Raw genomic sequence first — 18920 nt, 5'->3', positions numbered from 1 at the left:
TGCTCTCTCCCCCAGGTAGTCCTTTACGACTGATAGCGGATACCGGCATCTTCAAAGCGGCGCAAGGCTTCGCCAAGGCGATCACAATCCGCAATTAAACTCACGCGCACATAACCCTCACCGCCTTGTCCAAACGCATTGCCTGGGGTCACAACCACACCTGTCTGCTGCAATACCGTCAAGGCAAAATCCGTTGAACCGGCACCAGGGGGACACTTCACCCAGAGGTACATCGTCGCCAGCGTTTTGTCAACATCCCACCCGAGTTTACCCAATCCGTCAATCAGAAAATCTCGTCGGGTTCGGTAACGATTTTGTACTTCATGCAGGTAAACATCCGGCAATTGCAGGGCAGTTTCCGCAGCCGATTGAATTGCGGAAAAAATCCCGTAATCCAAGTTTGTTTTTAACGTCCGCAGTCCTTGAATAATGTGCCGGTTGCCCACCACAAAGCCAACACGCCAGCCGGCCATGTTGTAAGTCTTGGACAAGGTGTGAAACTCAACCCCAATATCCTTAGCCCCCTCAATTTCCAGCAAACTTGTGGGCTGATAGCCATCAAAAGCCAGCTCAGCGTAGCACAAGTCATGGACGAGCAAGATTTCATACCGGCGGGCAAAAGCAACAATTTCCTCGAAAAATTCGCGGGGTGCGGTTGCGCCGGTGGGGTTGCTGGGGTAATTGAAATACAGAATCTTGGCTTGTTCTGCCACCGAGTCAGGAATCGCGGTTACATCAATCAGCCAGCCGTTTTCCGGTTTCAGGATTAAACTGTGAACCTTGCCGCCGGCAATCACCGGCCCGCGAAAATGGGCCGGATAAGCTGGGGATGGCACCAGCACCAAATCCCCAGGATTAATATAAGCAATGGCTAAATGAGTTAAACCTTCCTTAGAACCGAGGAGGGGCAGCGCTTCGCTATCGGGATCGAGTTCAACCCCATACCGGCGCTTATACCAATTGCTAATGCTGCGGCGGAAGCTGGCGGTGCCTTCAAAGGGAGGATAGCCATGATTGGCAGGATTTTGCATCGCCGCAATCGCCGCATCAATCACGGGTTGAGGCGTCGGGCCATCTGGATTTCCCATGCCCAAATCAATTAAATCCAGCCCCTGTTCACGCGCCCTGGCTTTAAGTTCATCCAGTCGCGCAAACACATAGGGCGGTAATGCTTGCAGCCGGTTAGCTGGCTCGATCCAATCCAACGTCATTAAATTGCCGCACTCTTCTGATTAATCAAAAAAACACTAATTTGAGAAGCGAGTTTTGAGCAAACCGATCGGCTGTCAGGGTGGGTTTTGAGCCAAACATTCTCGCTCAGGGTGAAAATTGATTGGCTGAATCCGCCACAACAAAGGCTTTACTGAACTTGCCACCCAGAGCGGCGATTTGCTCTACTTTGAAGTTGCAGCGGCAGCCGGCTAAATCTTTCCGAGGATAGATTGGAGTCTGGCAAACACGCTGGATTATTAGCTTATCAGCTATCAGCGATGAGAATTAACAAAGCCCCTCTTCAATTCCCAGCAAAGTTCGTCCTGAGTCCACCGGCACGGTTGTCGAAACCATTGCGGCCATCAGCTGTTCCGGAACCACTGTAAAGGGTAGCCGGTGGATATCTGAAGCCGGCTGACAGGCAATTTCAGCCGCTTGCTGCAACTGAGTTAGGGTAATATTTGCCAAACCCAACTGGCTCAGGGTTTGCGGCAAGCCGATTTCTGCATAAAACTTTAAAAGCTGTTGCCGCGCTGATGCCGCCAATTGGTTGCCTTGGATCGTTTCTTCCAAACGCAACTGCACGAGAATGCCATAAGCGACTTTTTCGCCGTGCAGCGTGCCATGACTCGCCAGCAAATGCGTTAAACCATTGTGTACAGCATGAGCGGCAACCGTGCGACACTGAGCACCGCCAATCCCCCCAATAATGCCGGCGAGTAAAACCGTTGCATCCACAACTTCCCGCCACACTGCACCGCCCGGTTCTTGCAGGGCAGCCACAGACTTTTGAAACAAGAGATCCCGCAGAACTCTGGCTTGTTGAACGGCGGCGATCAAGAGGGTTTGATCCGAGTGACCACTGCTAACAGATGCCTCATACCACTTAGCGAGGGCATCACCGATGCCGGCAACTAACGTGCGCTGGGGAGCAGTTTGAATCAAGTCATAATCAAGGATTAGCAAGTCCGGGCAGCGTGCCAGGGCTACGTCATACAGAAAAGCACCTTCGTTGGAGTAAACGTTGGAGAGGGCTGTCCAGGCGGCACAGGTGGCCGCTGATGTGGGGATCGTCACCACCGGCAGCCGGCAGCGATAGGCCAGGAGTTTGGCCATATCCAGTGCCTTGCCGCCACCGAAGCCAATAATCACATCGGCTTGATGGGACTTCACCGCTTCTTCCAGGGCTGCCAGGGACATCTCAGAGCAATCCGGGCTGTAAGAAGCTTGCGCCACGGCTAATTTCTGCTGTTCTAGCACTGTCAGCAGGGGCTGGCCGGCACTTGTCAAAGTGCGTTCGCCGGCCACCACTAACGGCCTCAGTCCCAAACGTGCGATTGCTTCGCCACTGAGGGCTTGGGAACCGCGAATCACTTGAGCCGGCGCAACATTCATCGAATAAAGCATCGAGACACCCTTAGAGGCGTCTGTGACGTTAGAAGCAGCGGGATGGGTCATACGGCAACGCCTTGTGGGTTGAGTAACAGGATAATCAGTCTACAAATTTTTACCGTGAGTGTGTCACACTGATCCGCTAACTGAGCGAAGTTCTTAACCTTAACTTAAGGTAAATCGGCGGGCAGCCGGTTAGCGAACGGTTAAGCGGCAGAAAAAGCACTGAAGCGCCGCTGGCGCTAGCGACTGGAATTTTGCCAAATCCCCACCCGCCGCCTTACCTGTCTCGCACACTACGGTTTTAACTTTTCTCTGGCTGGGGCAGTTGGGCGAATTTGTCTCGGAAGATTTCAACGCTCATGTTCTCGTCGTTGCGATTATGGAGTGAACGCTTGATCTGACCGATGTAAAGCGGTTCTGACACGCCGGGTTCTGGGTGGATAATGGTGCGGGCGCGGATGGTTAGCTGATTTTCATTTTGACCGAGCCGGCCTGGTGTAAACAAGTTGCTTGCCGCTTGGCGCAGAGTCGCGTCTAGTTCCGACTCGGTGATGGTGGGTGGAACCGCGATCACCGCATGAGGCCCACTGATATCGTAGACAGTGGAAAAGCGAATTGCACCGGGAATTGAGGTGCGAGTGATGGGGACGAGGGTGAGGGCGAATAAACCGGCAGTTAGCACGCCCATAAAGCCGGTGGCACCCACTAGCCGAAATCGGATGTCCCATTTAAAGACAAACGCCAGCCCAGTCAGAACGCCACAGGCTAAGGTGAGGATGGCTGCCCACTGGGTAGCGGTGATAAATTCAGCAATTGTTGGCATAGGAGTTATTTCGCGATCTGTAGTTCACTGTTCGTGAACAATAAACAATGAACAAGCTGGCAATTCAAGATTCTTTTTCGTTGGTAACAAACCCGTTGGACTCAGCATCGCCCGATGATTCGAGGGCAGCTTTGAGGGTGTGCCAGGTGAGGGTGGCGCATTTGATTCGTACGGGAAATTGTGAGACGCCTTGCATGACGTTTAACTTCCGCAACTCTTTGGGGAATTCGGCTTCGCCTTTCATCATGCCTTGAAAGCGCTGCACCATTTCCAAGGCTTCTGCAACGCCTCGCCCCCGCAAGGCATCGGCCATCAAGTCAGCAGAAGCCATTGCGATGGCGCAACCTTCTCCCTCAAATTTGACATCTTCAATGCGATCACCGGCATCGTTCAGCCGCAGGGTTAGCTCAATCGTATCGCCACAGGAAGGATTATGGCCCCGTTGCAGCCGATGTGCCGGCTCGGTTTTACCGCGATGCCGGGGTTTTTTATAGTGTTCCAGAATAACTTGCTGGTAGAGGTCGCGCAGATTGCCAAGAGACATGATGGGATGGCTCAGATGTTAACTTATCGTTACTTAGATCCTATCAGTGTCTATCGATTTGGCGGGGTAACTCTGCCCCAACAACTCAGATGCCGGTTGAATTGACCTCTAGAAGTTGCTTTTTTACTGATCGCTGATGTTGTGAATTTTTTGTCTTTCAGAACTGACTTGAGCCGGCGAAATTTGCCGAACCTTTGTCCAACATCTGACACCTGTGGCAAAGCCTCATCAAATTTGCCCTTTCATTTATCTTTAAATAAATATCGGCTACTTTGTTGGAGGCTGCCGGTGGTGGCAGGGTCAGCAGCTAGCCTCGTTTGGCCGGCTGCTAAATTTGCCGGCTCACACCCAACAACAGCGGCAATTGTCAGGGCAAATTGCGATAAACTCAGCATGATCACGAAATCTGGCTGTAGCCTCTAAACTAATATAAATGGGCTGCATTCAAAAACTCCATTCCCTTTGCAACCCCTAGCATGACGATTCAGATTAGCGATATTGAGGCTCAACTAGAAACACTGCGGCAGGAAGCGCAAAGTGCAATCACCACTGCCGGCACTCTCGAACGCCTAGAGGAACTCAGAGTCGGCTACCTGGGCAAAAAAGGCCAACTGTCTCAAGTCTTAGGCAGCATGGGCAAATTAAGTCCAGCCGACCGGCCTCGCATTGGGGCAATGGCCAATGAGGTTAAGGAAGCGGTGCAAACAGACCTGGATTCTAAGCGGACAGCGCTGCAGGCCGCTCAAATTCAAGCCAAGCTGGAATCAGAAACTTTGGATGTCACCATGCCTGGGGTTTATCGTCCCCAAGGTCGAATTCATCCCTTGAATGGAATGATTGATAGGGTCGTGGATATCTTTGTGGGACTTGGTTATACCGTGGCCACCGGCCCGGAAATGGAAACCGATTACTACAATTTTGAAGCGCTGAATACGCCACCGGATCATCCAGCGCGGGATATGCAGGATACTTTCTATTTACCAGATGGCAACCTGCTACGCACCCACACTTCCTCGGTGCAAATTCGCTACATGGAAAACCACGAACCGCCGATCCGAATTGTCTCACCTGGACGCGTTTACCGGCGCGATACCGTGGATGCGACTCACGCGGCAGTTTTCCATCAAATTGAGCTTTTAGCGATTGATGAAGGGCTAACCTTTACGGATCTTAAAGGCACGCTCAAAGAATTTTTACAGCAAATGTTTGGCGCTGATTTGCCGATTCGTTTCCGTGCAAGTTATTTCCCGTTCACTGAACCTTCTGCTGAGGTGGATGTGCAGTGGCAAGGCAAATGGTTAGAAGTCTTGGGTTGCGGCATGGTCGATCCGAACGTCCTTAAAATGGTTGGTTACGATCCGGAAAAATATACGGGTTTTGCTGCCGGTTTTGGAGTAGAACGCTTCGCAATGGTGCTGCACCAAATTGACGATATTCGCCGGGTTTACAGCAGTGATTTGCGCTTTTTGCGGCAATTTTAAGCAAGTCATTGTGCTAATCGCTAAAGGTAGATTGTGCTGCCGGTAGCGATTAGCAATTTATCGTAAAAACTTTTCAAGATCATACCTCTAGACTACTCCTCAATAGAAGTTTTATGGCACTTGACAAACTGACCTGGTGGCGAATAAGTTTACGGTTAAAAGGGTCAGTCGCTCCAGCAATTTTTGGTCAGGTGCTTTTTTGTGGAGTATTTGGCTTTTTTATTTCCCTACTCTATCATTTTAAAGTACCCGTTGGCTGGAACATAATTGGGTTTGTCCCTAATATTATTTTAGGGTTATTATTAGTATTTCGTACAAATACAGCTTACGAGCGATTTTGGGAAGGTCGCAAACTTTGGGGAACTTTAGTCAATACTGTTCGCAACTTTGCGCGTCAAATTTGGGTAGCGATAGAGGCGAAGGAACCGCAGGATACACAAGAGAAAATAGCAACTTTAAGACTCTTGGTTGCTTTTGCTGTGGCGACGAAATTGCATCTGCGGCAACAGGCAATGAACAGCGAGATAGAGGCGTTAATATCGCCGAAGCAGTATCTCAAGCTGAAAAGCATGAACCACCCTCCTTTAGAAGTTGCCTTCTGGATTGGAGATTATTTACAAAAGCAAAATGAACGGGGGTGCATCAATAATTATCAACTAGCGGCGATGCATAAGCTACTAGATAATATGGTAGACGTTTTAGGAGGATGTGAACGGATTTTAAAAACTCCGATTCCTTTGGCTTATGCCATTCATTTAAAGCAATTACTATTAATTTATTGCTTGATATTACCTTTTGAAGTTGTTGATAACGTGCAGTGGTGGACAGGGCCGATTGTTGCTTTAGTTAGTTTTATGTTGTTTGGAGTGGAAGAAATTGGCATTGAAATCGAAAATCCATTCGGCCATGATTTCAATGATTTACCTTTAGATACGATTTGCGCTACTATGCTCCGCAACATTGAAGATTTAATTTCCCTCTCACCTAATGCTCATGTTAATCTACCTGAGGAAAAATCAACCCTGAGAAATTAGAGAAGAAGCCAGAACTGGCTCAAATTTTAAGATGTTAAAAATAATAGAAATTTAAGTTAAAAAAGAGAATTATAAAATAGCTTTTTCCGAAAAGCAGGAAAATTGAAGGTAAAATTAAAGTAGCGTAATTGGCAGGAAAATATATGGCAGAAGTTACTATGGCAATTGAGGGAACAGGCGCAGTTGAAGCAGCTGAAGCGCTGTTAAGCAGTCCTGACATAACACGAGGAACCTGGCAACCCGTAGAAGCAACAAGACCGGATAAGGTCGTGTCAGTGATTGTTCACATTCTATCAGCCGCAAGCGGAGAAGCTTTATCGCAACAAATTAATAATTGGTATCAAAAATATCAAGAAGCATTGTTGGCTAAAAAAATTGATAAGGTGGTACTGGTGGCGAATGGCAAGCGACTCTTGCTAGAAGAGAGTAGTCTCGATGATCTTCGTCAGACAATCTTAAATACATAAGGTTGTTGTGAAAATTTTAAATACTAGCATTGCTTAAACCTTGAAATAAAAAAGCCGGCAGAATTTCATGGATCGTCTCGTCAAGACTGGCACAGGTTGGCGCTTAGGCTGGAATCCCAGCGCCGCTGAATATAAAGGTTTAGTGGGGGGGGAAGATTGGGCGCTAGAGTTGACAGAGGCGGAGTTGAATGATTTTTGCCGGCTTCTAGGGCAACTGGCCGCTACAATGAGCCAAATGGCGGGGGAATTGATGGATGAAGAGAACATCGCCTGTGAAGCCGAAAGTGATTTACTTTGGTTAGAAGTGGAAGGCCGGCCTCATGCCTACAGCCTGCACTTCATCTTATATTCAGGACGCGGTGCAGAAGGCAAATGGCCGGCATCCGCAGTTCCCAGTCTGGTTCAAGCCGCGCAGGCACTCAAAGTTTTTTAATGGGGTGCTTGCTTGCCGTGGAAGATGTGCTATTATAGGAATTCGTAACGGGGCGTAGCGCAGCTTGGTAGCGCACCACTTTGGGGTAGTGGGGGTCGTGGGTTCAAATCCCGCCGCTCCGATTTCAAGAAACCACTAAAAAAGCCGGTTTGATCGAATGTCAAATCAGTTGTCTGGGAGGACAAATTGTTGCCCGAATTGACAAATTGTTTGGTACTTAGATTTAAAAAAAGACTCCTGTTCAGGAGTCCTTTTTTGTAGCTGCACTTTATAAGCTTGTACTAGAGAAGTTACTTGACAGCAAAGATGATGATCTATGTTGCTTTGCTTTGGAGATGACTGAAGAATGCGATCGCTCTTAAGCGTGTGGTGCCTCGTTAAATCGCTCTACAAAATGTGCAGCGCTTTCCTACCGTGTAGGTGCTGATTTAATTAAATCTTGCACTAATTTATACGCTTCTTTTAAAGGCACTTGACCATTCTCTACATTCGCCATTAAATTCTGAGCATCCTTCGGGCTAATTAGATCGAGCCTTACTGGTTCCTTCAAGAGAAGAATGAATTTTGTCTTGTCACTATCTTCAAGTTTAGATGCTCTTTCTTTAGCTTCCGCTTCCCTTAACTGTTCTTTCAACTGCTTCAGCATTTCTGCTTTTTTTCCGTCATCAAAAGTGCCATCAATAAACATCTTCTTTACTCCTACAAGAGCTAGTCCACCTGTAGGTGCTGATTTAATTAAATCTTGCACTAATTTATACGCTTCTTTTAAAGGCACTTGACCATTCTCTACATTCGCCATTAAATTCTGAGCATCCTTCAGGCTAATTAGATCGAGCCTTACTGGTTCCTTCAAGAGAAGAATGAATTTTGCCTTGTCACTATCTTCAAGTTTAGATGCTCTTTCTTTAGCTTCCATTTCCATTAGCTGTTCTTTCAACTGCTTCAGCATTTCTGCTTTTTTTCCGTCATCAAAAGTGCCATCAATAAACATCTTCTTTACTCCTACAAGAGCTAGTCCACCTAATGCAGCACCTCCAGCAACTACTGCTAATGGGGCAGCAACCGGAATTAGCCCAAAGAAGAGGGAAGCTCCAAAGATAGAAGCTGCATAACCAGCACCAGCAGCACCTACTACTCCAATTCCAATATCGGATAGGATTCCTATCTTATCGTGAGGATTTTTTTCTAATTTCTTTATAGCTTCAAGAATTTGCTCTTTTGTGGGGGTTTTAGTGTCAGACATATTAGACCTCTTGAAATTACTTGAATCTGTTTATATTTAGGCAGTTATGACATTTTGAAAGACAACATTAAAAACATCAATCATTAATTGAAAAAAGGCTTGGACTATTTCAACAACGTCCTCTGCATATCCCATAAGTCCGTTCTGTACTTCTTTCCCTTGAGCGCGTTTGTCTAGCCTGTGTCCTGCTATTCCAAACACGACTATTCCGAATGTTGCTGCTAATGCTGCTGCTAAGGGTGCCAACAACACTCCTATAAAGGGTATAGAACTTACCAAGTAGTTGACAGCAAATCCTAGAGCCACTCCTATCCCAACTCCTGCAACTAAATTAGGATGTGCCTTAACAAACTCAATAATTTTAATAAGGATAATTTTGCCGCAATCAAATACTTTATTTCCAATTTTCTTAGTGTAGTTAGCTAGTTCATGTAATCTAATCGTTACTTCGTGGGGCAATCCACTATCGTTCAACCACACATACAGGTCACTGCTACTCATCGATCCTGCATCTGCTTGCCATAGAGCCATCTTAAAGTTGGCTTGTGCTTTAGATAGTGTTTGTCCTGCCATTTTTTATTTATCCCCCAGAGGAGCAATTAATCTCTCCACTCAATATGGAATGCTGATGTATATAGGCGTGATGATAAAAGCACGGAACTTATTTTAAGTGTGCTCAACAAACTCCGTACTATTACGGAAAGGACGTAGCGGTTCATAGGCATTCCCGATACATATAGGATCAGCAATGCCGGCACTGTAGACAGCTTAGCGACTGAACTTTTCAAGCTACACCGTACTCGGTGTACTGTCGTTTGTAAGGAGGCTGTAATCCCAGTACAATATCCTTCCTCGGCACACCCATTTCAACTAGCTCCTCAGCAGGATTCTGATCGGTTAAATTTTGCTGGAGCCAAATCTTTCCATCTTTAATATCAAAATGGATCACGCAGCGGTAAATCCTATTGAACTGTTGCCAACCTACATTCATCCACAGGTAATGATCTCCTTCGGTATCGAAAATGAGTTGCACTTCGAGCGCATCATCCGAAACATCATCGTTGGCATACCGGCTCATTAACGTCTGAATATATTGCCGGTATTGAGCTACCTTGTCCATTGCACAATCACCTCATTCGCTGGATCGTACACAATTAGCAAGACCTGATACCGTTGTACCGCAGTTTGAGTGAATCCGTACTGAAAAAACGTTTGATACACATCAACTGGGACTGCCAAGTACAATGTCCGATCTGGCTCAACAGACTCTAGAGCAAGACGATAGCTGAGAAATTGTCCTAGCGCAGAGTAGAAATCCGTAATCGCAGAGGGATTCAAGAAGCTCTTGATCTCAACCGCAATTTTCTCTCCAGCTCGCTCCGCTGCCAGCAATTGTTCTGCCCCTAAATCCACTTGAAAGTTGACGTTGCCGAACTTAAATCTCAAAGGATCGTTAGTAATCACCCACTTCTCTTTTTGAAGTGCCTGTTTTACAGCTTCGTGGAAAACATCTTTAGCGGACACAGACAGAATCTCAACTTTGCATCTTTATATTACTGGCTACTGTTCAAGACTCTGTGGGAACTGCTCCACAAATTACTTTTTAGCAACTTAACTCTGGGTTTCGCTCTACCCCTGTCTCAAGTTGAAGGAGCCACCGGCACCGCATTTGCCTTTGCTTGAGCTTGTGCCTCTCGCCTCTCCGCCATCAACTTCGGTCTTAGATAAAGATTTTCCACCAAAGCAGCCGCGCCGGCAAACCAAGGCGGAACAATCAGCGCTCCAATAATCCCTAAAACCTGAACACCCCCCAACACTGATAGTAGTTGGAACAGGGGATGCACCCCTACAGAAGACCCTACCAGCAAGGGATCAAGCACATAAGTTTCCAGATTTTGAATCACTACAAATAAAATTAACACCCACAGGAATAGCAAACCGCCTTGGGAAATGGCGACAATCAGCGCCGGCACTACCCCTAAAATTGGGCCTAAAAACGGAATCAAATTTGTCACGCCGGCAATGGCACCCAAACCCAAGGCAAAATCTTGCAGTCCCAAAAAACTCAAGCCGACAGTTGTCCCCAACGCCAAAATTCCCGAAACCAAAACTCGCCCTCGAATGTAACTTCCCATTCGCTGACTCACCGGCACGACTTGAGCCTCTAAGCGCTCATCCCAAGGCTTCGGAAACAACCGCACTAAACTTTTAATTAAAGTGCGACTGTCTGCCACCATATAACCTGACAGAAACAGAGACAAAATCAAACTAAAAAAACCGCCCACAATCCCCCGCGTAATCCCATAAGAACGCAGAAGTAACTGTTGACTAGAACGAAACACCCAACTTGTCAGCGCTTGAGTATTAAAAAATTGACGGATTAAATCTGGACTATTATCACTGAGTCGAACCGCTATATTTTCAACCAAAAGGCGCAGCGCTTCCAAATAAACCGGCAATTGACGAATCAAGCGATCAATTTGCTCAATGACAGTCGGCCCAATTAACAAACCCACCCCTGTTAATCCGCCTATCAAAGTCAGATAAGTAAGAATTGTCGCCACCCACCGGGGAACGCCAAATTTTTCCGCCCAATTAACCACCGGCACAATTGAAGCTGCCAGCACCACTGAAACCATCAGCGTTACCAGCAGACTTCGCAACTGCCAAAGTAGCACCAGCAGCAAGCCGGTGGCTAAAATTACCAACAGATTAGATATCGAAACGGTAATGCGCTGCTCTGACATAAACAGATTAGGTGATTCCTGACACTCCGATTCCGAAAAGCAATTGTTTTTAACAACAATTTTTAGCGATTAGAAGGCCCTTGCATTCGAGCTTTCAATCGAGAGATAAACCCTAGCATTTCTTGTTGACTGACTTGAGTTTTTTGCCAGCTAGGATGTTGCGTCAATCGCTCAGTCCACGCACTCAATTTAGGGTAATTATCTAGAGACATACCAATCCCAGGCAACTGAGTCACCACCGTGCCGGCGACGATATCCGCTCGATTGATGCCCTCGCCACCAAATAATTGAGAGTCTCCTAAAACGTCCTCAAAAAAACCGAGTGCTATATTAATTTGCTGCTTCGCCTTTTCCTGTTTCTGAGGATCGGGTTCAACAATGCCCCAGGCTTGAGTCGCTAAGGGTAATAAAAGCGGCATCAATTCATTAACTGTTACTAACTCCACCATTCGCACCCTTGCCAAAGATTTTGCATCCTTCGGTAACAGTGGGGGATTGGGGTATTTTGCCTCTAAATAATCCAAAATTGCTAGAGATTCAAACAGGCTAAAGTCATCATCTTCTAACACAGGAATGTGGTGAAACGGATTAAGTTTTAAAAACTCTGGTTGAAATTGATCACCATCTAGGTTAAGTTTCACCAACTCAAATTCAACTTGTTTTTCCAGTAACGTAATCCAGACGCGGCGGGAGTTGGGAGAAATCGGAGTGTGATAAAGCTTTAACATGAAAAAACCTCTCTGTTTTGATTAAACATTCAGGAATTACCGCTTAATTGCGATGCCAGAGCGTTACACCTCCCGGCTGATCAATTAAAGTTATTCCTTGATCTTGAAGTTCATTGCGGATGCGATCCCCTTCCGCAAAGTTTTTCGCCTTACGAGCATCCTTTCGTTGCTGAATTAAAGCTTCAATCTCCGCGTCACTTAAACCACCGGCAGCCTCAGCTTTTTCCACCGGCAGCGCTTCTAAACCTAACACTTGCGCTAATTCTACGAGCGTGTGCCACTTTTGCTGTAACTCACCGGCAGGCGTTTTTGTTTTCCCCTCATGGACAAGAATATTTTGCTCTTTTTGCAACTCCTTCGCGAGTTCAAACAGCACCGCTAAACCGCCTGAGAAATTAAAATCCTCATCCACCGCCGCTTGGAATCTCTCAACCTGTTCAGTGTTTAGTAAATTCTCCCCTGCTTTCTCCCAACCGAGTCGATCCCCGCACTCATAACCAAACAGCAAACCATCTTTGAGGGTATTCCAACCATTTTGAATCGCAGCCATTGCCTCGCCGGTGAAATCAACCGGCTTGCGGTAGTGCGCTTGCAAAACAAATAACCGCACTGCCATTGGATCTGGCGCATTGGGCGCATCTAATAACTGTCGAATTGTAGTGAAGTTGCCCAAAGATTTAGACATTTTTTCACCATCCACATTCACCATGCCATTATGCAGCCAGTAACGCGCTAAAGGTTGGCCGGTGACTGCTTCAGATTGGGCAATTTCATTCTCGTGATGGGGGAAAATTAAATCTGCGCCGCCGACATGAATATCAATGCTTTCTCCTAAGCGATCGCGTACCATTGCTGAGCATTCAATATGCCATCCCGGACGACCGGCACCCCAAGGCGACTCCCAAGCCGGTTCTCCGGGTTTTGCCGCCTTCCACAGGGCAAAATCAAAGGGATCTTTCTTCTTTTGCGCTTCTGGATCTTCCACTCCCACGCGTCCACTCGCGCCGGCTTGCATATCGTCTAGCTTGCGTCCCGACAGCTTGCCATACTCCCCAAACCGCCGTACCGCAAAGTAAACGTCCCCGGCTGCCGGGTAAGCAAAACCTTTAGTTTCCAACTCGTGGATCAGCCGCTTAATGCCATCCAGGGTGTGAGTGGCGCGGGGATACTCATCCGCTTCCAATACATTCAGCCGCTTCATATCTTCAAAATAGGCTTCCGTAAACCGATTGGCCACTTCTTCCATTGAAGATCCTTGTTCCCTAGCGCGGTTGAGAATTTTGTCATCAATATCGGTAAAATTCTGCACGTAGCGCACATCATAGCCCCGCCATTTTAAATACCGGCGCACCGTATCCCAAACAATATAAGAGCGGGCATGGCCCAAGTGGCAGTAATCATAAACCGTGACGCCACAGCAATACATCCGCACCTTGCCGGCTTCTAACGGCTGAAACGGTTCGTCGCGACGAGTCAGGGTGTTGTAAATTGTAAGGGCCATAACAAAGCAATCGTGAAAACAGCTGGGCTGAAACCGGCAAGAACAACCTATAGATCGGCAATAATGAGGTTAGCTGGGATATCAGCCAACATCCTCGTAACGCTATCCTCCCATTTTCTGACGTTTTTGACAGCGACGCTATGCAATCAGCAGTCACCCCCGACAACTCACCGACGATAGAGACTCCCAAACATGGGCTGCCGGTTACGATCATCACCGGCTTCCTTGGCAGCGGCAAAACGACCCTACTCAACCACATCCTCACCAACCAGGAAGGCGTAAAAACAGCGGTTTTGGTGAATGAGTTTGGTGAAATTGGCATCGATAATGAGCTGATTGTCGCCACCGGCGATGATATGGTGGAGCTGAGCAACGGCTGCATCTGCTGCACCATCAACAATGATTTACTCGAAGCCGTCTACAAGATTTTAGAGCGACCGGAGAAGGTGGACTACATGGTTGTGGAGACAACCGGCCTAGCCGATCCGCTGCCGGTGGCATTCACGTTTTTAGGCACCGAACTGCGCGATTTAACCCGCTTAGACTCCATCGTTACGGTCGTAGATGCAGAAAATTTTAGCCTTGACTTGTTTAACAGCCAAGCCGCTTCCAGTCAAATTGCCTACGGCGATGTCATTTTGCTCAACAAAGCAGATTTGGTCGATGAAGCGAATTTGGATCTTTTAGAAGTCAAGATTCGTGATGTGAAAGCAGGGGCGAGAATTATTCGCACAAAACACTCACAAGTGCCGCTGCCATTGATTCTCAGCGTGGGTTTGTTTGAGACTGATAAGTATTTCCAAACGAATGAGCCGGCGCACGAACACCACGAACACCATGATCATCATGATCACCACGATCACGATGACCATGCGGAATGCGATCACGATCATGGTCATTGCGCTCACGACCACGACCACGAACACCACCATCATCACTCAAATCACTTAGAAAATGACGGGTTTATTTCCGTTTCTTTCGAGACTGACAAACCCTTGTCAATTAAAAGATTTCAGTATTTCTTAGACAATCAATTGCCCGCTAATGTCTTCCGCGCTAAGGGAATTATGTGGTTTGATGAAAGCCCCAAACGTCACATTTTTCACCTCAGCGGCAAGCGCTTCTCAATTGATGATGACGAGTGGAATGGTAAGCCTAAGAACCAATTAGTTTTAATTGGACAAGATTTAGACCGCGAAACTTTACTCTCGCAAATTCAAGCTTGTGTCTGCCTGCCTTCTACCAGTCGCGGCAAGGGTTTTGGCAAATAAACCTAAAAAGAAAAGAATCCAATAAAAACTAGATTCTTTTCTGAAACTGCCGGCGGGAAATCGCTCAACCATTTCGGGCAAAAACGGATTTGAGCAACTTGGCAAACCCAACCCATTGTTCCATCCAAAAGTGCAGCCGGTTGAGCGATAGCCCCCAAATTCTGAGAGAATTACCTGCAGGGCCGGCAAATTCTTTGATTGAGTGTGCCGGCTCTCAATTGTCCCAACACACGTTGGCTGCCGGTCGCAACTGCCCACTATCTTAAAACTGGCTCATTTGGGGGCACAAAACTTCATCCTGTAAATTTTTCCTTAACAAAGGAACACAATTTCAAATTCCCTCATTCCCTAATCCCGGCTTCTCGCTTTTTGAACAGTCGGCAAATTTTCACGACTGTTGTACCATACAGGAAAAAGCCTTTAACATAGATAACCACTAACGCTCAAAACCCTAAAGCTGCCCTGGCCCAACCGGATAATTTTAATTTCCGGGAAAAAGACACCGTTAGCGCAATCATTTAACATGACTCATTACAGAGGTGGTCGCTCTGTCCCCTCTAGGTTTGTAATAATCTTCAAAACTTAACTTAAGGTTAATGTACCTTCCGTGAGTTACTGCCTTAATCCCAACTGTCCCAACCCAGCTGACTCATTGAACGCTCAAAACCGCATTTGCCGGCATTGCGGCTCATTGCTGGTAGTGCGAGGAAATTATCGAGTCAAGCAGCTCTTGGGAGAAGGCGGCTTCGGCAAAACTTTTGAAGTCGAAGATGACCGAGGATCGCTGAAAGTCTTAAAAATTCTGATAGGCAACAACCCCAAAGCCGTCTCTCTGTTTCAGCGAGAAGCCCAAGTTTTAGGAAACTTGCAGCATCCCGGCATTCCCAAAGTGCAGCCAGATGGCTACTTTACTTTTTCGCCCAGAAACAGCCCGCAGCCATTGCACTGCCTGGTGATGGAGAAAATAGAAGGCTCTAATTTAGAAGAGTGGCTAAGCGGTCGGGCAAACCGACCGATCTTGCAAAATCAGGCACTGCTCTGGTTAAAACAGCTGGCAGAAATTTTACATCAAGTCCACCAGCAGCAGTATTTCCATCGCGATATTAAGCCGTCTAACATCATGGTGCGCCCCAACGGCCAGCTGGTGTTGATTGACTTTGGCACCGTTCGGGAAGTCACCGGCACCTATTTAGCTAAAGTTGGCGGCGGTGGCCATAAAGTCACCGGCATTGTTTCACCAGGTTATACGCCACCTGAACAAGCGAATGGCAAAGCAGTTCCCCAGTCTGATTTCTTTGCCTTGGGACGCACCTTTGTCTATTTGTTAACCGGCCACGATCCCAATGATTTCCCCGAAAGTCCCCTGACAGGGGAGTTAATCTGGCGAGATCAGGCCAAGCAAGTTTCCAAGCCGGTGGCCGATTTAATTGATTATTTGATGGCACCGTTTCCAGGAAACCGGCCTCAAAACACCCAAGTCATTTTACAGCGCCTCATCGATTTGGAACGCGCCGCACCTCAGCCTCAGGTTTCTTATCAGCCGGCGCAGTTTCCAGCCAACCATCGGGGAGTTCCACAATACCGAGGCGCGGCGGTTCCCCTGGCTAGCTTGCGCCGTGGGAAAAGCAAAAGACGGTCTGCTACAGTCGCCAAGTCCAGAAACAAAAAGCTCAGCCCGCTTCACCAGAAGTTAGTGGGTGGCCTTGTCTTCCTCGTCGTTGCCGGTGTGGGCGCTAGCCTGCTGTTTGCTGGGGCGGGAATGGAATTTTATCAGTATTTTCCCGCTCAGGTAAATCTGCCGGTGGCCAGTTCGGTGCCACGGGAAGCAGTTTCTGCGAAGGAATTGCAGAGTGAAAAAGCTGTGCGCCGGCCAGAGAACCTTTGGAAAAAGGCTGTTTTCGCCACTACCCTTGCTGATCATTTATGGGGTGTCACCAGCGTTGCCATTAGCGCAGATGGTCAGACCCTTGTCAGCGGCAGTGTTGACAAGACGGTGAAAATTTGGAATCTGCCGGCGGGTAAACTGCTTCATACCCTCACGGGCCATACTAATGAGGTTTGGTCAGTTGCCATCAGTCCAGACGGCAAAACCCTAGCCAGCAGCAGTGGCGACAAAACCGTTAAATTGTGGGATCTCGGCACCGGCACCCTGAAAAGCACCCTGGATGGACATTCCGGTTCGGTCAACACCATTGCTTTCAGTCCCGATGGCAAAACCTTAGCCAGTGGCAGTTTCGACAGCACGGTTAAGTTGTGGAATTTGGCCACCGGCCAAGTGGGCAGTACACTTTCTGGCCACGCAAGCGGGGTGAATGCCCTTGCCTTTAGTCCGGATGGCCGGATGCTAGCCAGTGGTGGCTTTGACAGCACGGTTAAGTTGTGGGATCTGCAAGTTGGTTGTGCCGGTGCACAGCCTTGCAGTCCGATCCAATCCCTTGAGGGTCACTCACGCCGCGTCCAATCTGTTGCCTTTAGCCCAGATGGCCGTACCCTCGCCAGTGGCAGCGTGGATGGCAGCATTAATGTATGGGATCTCAGTCTCGGCCAGTTACAGCGCACATTTCTGGGGCATTTAGATGCAGTCAATGCCGTTGTGATTACTCCAGATAGCAAGACTATGGTCAGTGGGGGGGGCAGTGTGGACGGCACAATAAAGTTGTGGGATTTGGCTACGGGTCAGCTACTGGCTACTGTCAAAGGACATTCAGACTCGATTCATGACCTCGCTCTCGGCCCGGATGGCCAAACCCTGGCGAGTAGCAGTGAGGACTATACGATTAAGATTTGGCGATTGCAGTAGAATAATACAGGAGCAAAAAACTGTTTTCAACGTGTTCTCTTGGATTTTATCTTCGTAATTTTTTTCTAGCTTTTACAGGTTTTGTAACAAAAACTCTTCTTGATTCTATTTTTTTAATCATCTCTTTCTTAGTGTTTAAAAATCAAAAGTATTTTCATCAGTGAACGATTAAAACTTGCCAAATTATGAGTTGCTTAAAACTTGCCGAAAGCCGTGTTCGGTTATCTCTGGAAACCGGCAGCGCGTCTGGTTAAGTCTGGCAGAATTTTAGTGCTGCTTTCTGGCAGAAAAATTCCCTTAAGCTAGCAATCAGATGTCAATATAAAATTTGCTCCCTCTAATACTGTCTTTGCTGATAGCTGATACTGTGACTCAACCTGAAGCTTTACAATCTTTACTCAAAGCTGTTGCCGCCGGCACTGTAACCCCAGAAGACGCCCTGAATAAACTCAAGCATTTTGATTTTGAGCCGGTGGGTGATTTTGCCCGAATTGACAATCACCGCAGCTTGAGAACCGGCTTTCCCGAAGTGATTTGGGGACCGGGTAAAACTCCTGAACAAATCGCTCAGATTATCGAAACAATGCGCCGTAATCATCCGGTTGTGATGGCGACGCGCATTGAACCGGCTGTCTGCGCTCAGTTGCAGGAGAAAGTTAGGGGTCTTTATTATTATCCAGAAGCCCGAATTTGCGCCACTGTGCCGGCAGCGCTACAACCTCAAAATCCAGGTGTAGTTGGCATTTTGAGTGCCGGCACAGCGGATTTGCCGGTGGCGGAGGAAGCCGCTTGCACTGCCAGCCTTTGTGGCTTTGAGGTGCTTCGCCTCTGGGATGTGGGGGTTGCCGGCATTCACCGGCTGCTGAGTAACCGCCATGTGATTGACGCCGCCGATGTGCTGATTGTCGTTGCCGGCATGGAAGGGGCTTTACCGAGTGTCGTTGCCGGGATCGCCGATTGTCCGGTGATTGCTGTTCCCACCAGTGTTGGCTATGGTGCGAGTTTTGGTGGCCTCGCTCCCCTCTTGACAATGTTAAATTCTTGTGCTGCCGGTGTGGGTGTAGTGAATATCGATAATGGCTTTGGTGCAGCTATTTTGGCTGGGCAAATTTTGAGAACCGCTCACAGGTTAAAGCTATCATCAGAAGGAACGTGTTGAAATTTTAACCTCAAAAAATCGGGAGGTTTTACCGGCATTTGGCATTGTTCAGCACGCTAACCCAGGAATCCCAGTTTAGCCT

20 protein-coding genes and 1 tRNA gene are annotated in these 18920 nt (G+C 47.6%); 9 read left to right on the top strand and 12 right to left on the bottom strand.

The window, feature by feature from the left end:
• Positions 1–23: 23 nt before the first annotated feature.
• The 5 genes from H6F73_RS24890 to H6F73_RS24870 form a co-directional block, all read right to left on the bottom strand.
• Positions 24–1211 carry an aspartate aminotransferase gene (locus H6F73_RS24890; protein WP_190761445.1) on the bottom strand — a complete coding sequence of 396 codons (1188 nt, stop codon included), beginning with the start codon at positions 1209–1211 and terminating at the stop codon, positions 24–26.
• 286 nt (positions 1212–1497) lie between these two features.
• Entirely contained in the window at positions 1498–2670 is a 1173-nt protein-coding gene (locus H6F73_RS24885) for an iron-containing alcohol dehydrogenase family protein (RefSeq protein ID WP_190761444.1), read from the bottom strand.
• Between the two features lie 238 nt (positions 2671–2908).
• A complete protein-coding gene (locus tag H6F73_RS24880; protein ID WP_190761443.1) occupies positions 2909–3430 on the bottom strand; it encodes a Ycf51 family protein in 522 nt (173 codons plus the stop codon).
• A gap of 64 nt (positions 3431–3494) precedes the next feature.
• The gene (gene sufU / locus H6F73_RS24875; protein ID WP_190666427.1) at positions 3495–3974 is read right to left on the bottom strand and encodes a Fe-S cluster assembly sulfur transfer protein SufU; all 480 of its coding nucleotides are present in this window, start codon (positions 3972–3974) and stop codon (positions 3495–3497) included.
• Positions 3975–4216: 242 nt separating this feature from the next.
• Positions 4217–4369, bottom strand: coding sequence for a hypothetical protein (locus tag H6F73_RS24870; protein ID WP_190761442.1), 153 nt, complete (start codon positions 4367–4369; stop codon positions 4217–4219).
• 81 nt (positions 4370–4450) lie between these two features.
• On the opposite strand from H6F73_RS24870, the gene pheS reads away from it, so the two are divergent.
• From pheS to H6F73_RS24845, 5 genes are all read left to right on the top strand, one after another.
• On the top strand, positions 4451–5455 hold the full coding sequence (pheS, locus tag H6F73_RS24865; RefSeq protein WP_190761441.1) for a phenylalanine--tRNA ligase subunit alpha: 1005 nt from the start codon (positions 4451–4453) through the stop codon (positions 5453–5455).
• A 113-nt stretch (positions 5456–5568) separates the two neighbouring features.
• Entirely contained in the window at positions 5569–6489 is a 921-nt protein-coding gene (locus tag H6F73_RS24860; protein WP_190761440.1) for a bestrophin family ion channel, read from the top strand.
• A 143-nt stretch (positions 6490–6632) separates the two neighbouring features.
• Complete coding sequence (locus H6F73_RS24855) at positions 6633–6956, top strand: hypothetical protein (RefSeq protein ID WP_147688378.1); 324 nt, start codon at positions 6633–6635, stop codon at positions 6954–6956.
• Positions 6957–7023: 67 nt separating this feature from the next.
• Positions 7024–7389 (top strand): DUF1818 family protein, encoded by a 366-nt coding sequence (locus tag H6F73_RS24850; RefSeq protein WP_147685521.1) that lies wholly within the window; start codon positions 7024–7026, stop codon positions 7387–7389.
• A 48-nt stretch (positions 7390–7437) separates the two neighbouring features.
• A tRNA-Pro gene (locus H6F73_RS24845) sits at positions 7438–7511 on the top strand.
• Positions 7512–7798: 287 nt separating this feature from the next.
• Here H6F73_RS24845 and H6F73_RS24840 read toward each other — a convergent pair.
• From H6F73_RS24840 to cysS, 7 genes are all read right to left on the bottom strand, one after another.
• On the bottom strand, positions 7799–8632 hold the full coding sequence (locus tag H6F73_RS24840) for a hypothetical protein (RefSeq protein WP_190761439.1): 834 nt from the start codon (positions 8630–8632) through the stop codon (positions 7799–7801).
• 36 nt (positions 8633–8668) lie between these two features.
• Complete coding sequence (locus tag H6F73_RS24835) at positions 8669–9205, bottom strand: hypothetical protein (RefSeq protein ID WP_190761438.1); 537 nt, start codon at positions 9203–9205, stop codon at positions 8669–8671.
• A 211-nt stretch (positions 9206–9416) separates the two neighbouring features.
• Positions 9417–9752, bottom strand: a complete 336-nt coding sequence (locus H6F73_RS24830; protein WP_190761437.1) for a XisI protein — start codon at positions 9750–9752, stop codon at positions 9417–9419.
• On the bottom strand, positions 9740–10156 hold the full coding sequence (locus H6F73_RS24825; RefSeq protein ID WP_190761436.1) for a XisH family protein: 417 nt from the start codon (positions 10154–10156) through the stop codon (positions 9740–9742). The genes H6F73_RS24830 and H6F73_RS24825 overlap by 13 nt, the downstream gene beginning before the upstream one ends.
• Before the next feature lie 116 nt (positions 10157–10272).
• Entirely contained in the window at positions 10273–11379 is a 1107-nt protein-coding gene (locus tag H6F73_RS24820) for an AI-2E family transporter (protein ID WP_190761435.1), read from the bottom strand.
• Positions 11380–11441: 62 nt separating this feature from the next.
• Positions 11442–12107, bottom strand: coding sequence for a glutathione S-transferase family protein (locus H6F73_RS24815; RefSeq protein WP_190761434.1), 666 nt, complete (start codon positions 12105–12107; stop codon positions 11442–11444).
• A gap of 43 nt (positions 12108–12150) precedes the next feature.
• Positions 12151–13608, bottom strand: coding sequence for a cysteine--tRNA ligase (gene cysS, locus H6F73_RS24810; RefSeq protein ID WP_190761433.1), 1458 nt, complete (start codon positions 13606–13608; stop codon positions 12151–12153).
• A gap of 140 nt (positions 13609–13748) precedes the next feature.
• Here cysS and H6F73_RS24805 point away from each other — a divergent pair, with 140 nt between their 5' ends.
• From H6F73_RS24805 to larB, 4 genes are all read left to right on the top strand, one after another.
• On the top strand, positions 13749–14879 hold the full coding sequence (locus H6F73_RS24805) for a GTP-binding protein (RefSeq protein ID WP_190761432.1): 1131 nt from the start codon (positions 13749–13751) through the stop codon (positions 14877–14879).
• A gap of 89 nt (positions 14880–14968) precedes the next feature.
• A complete protein-coding gene (locus H6F73_RS24800; protein WP_190761431.1) occupies positions 14969–15145 on the top strand; it encodes a hypothetical protein in 177 nt (58 codons plus the stop codon).
• A 341-nt stretch (positions 15146–15486) separates the two neighbouring features.
• Positions 15487–17679: a protein kinase gene (locus H6F73_RS24795; RefSeq protein WP_190761430.1), complete on the top strand. Its 2193-nt coding sequence runs from the start codon at positions 15487–15489 to the stop codon at positions 17677–17679.
• A 367-nt stretch (positions 17680–18046) separates the two neighbouring features.
• Positions 18047–18838 carry a nickel pincer cofactor biosynthesis protein LarB gene (gene larB / locus H6F73_RS24790; protein WP_190761429.1) on the top strand — a complete coding sequence of 264 codons (792 nt, stop codon included), beginning with the start codon at positions 18047–18049 and terminating at the stop codon, positions 18836–18838.
• Positions 18839–18920: the final 82 nt, after the last annotated feature.

It is taken from the genome of Microcoleus sp. FACHB-68 (assembly GCF_014695715.1).
Taxonomy (GTDB): Bacteria; Cyanobacteriota; Cyanobacteriia; order Cyanobacteriales; family Oscillatoriaceae; genus FACHB-68.
The sequence above is the reverse complement of the archived record's forward strand: the minus strand, read 5'-3'. Positions and strand labels throughout refer to the sequence as shown.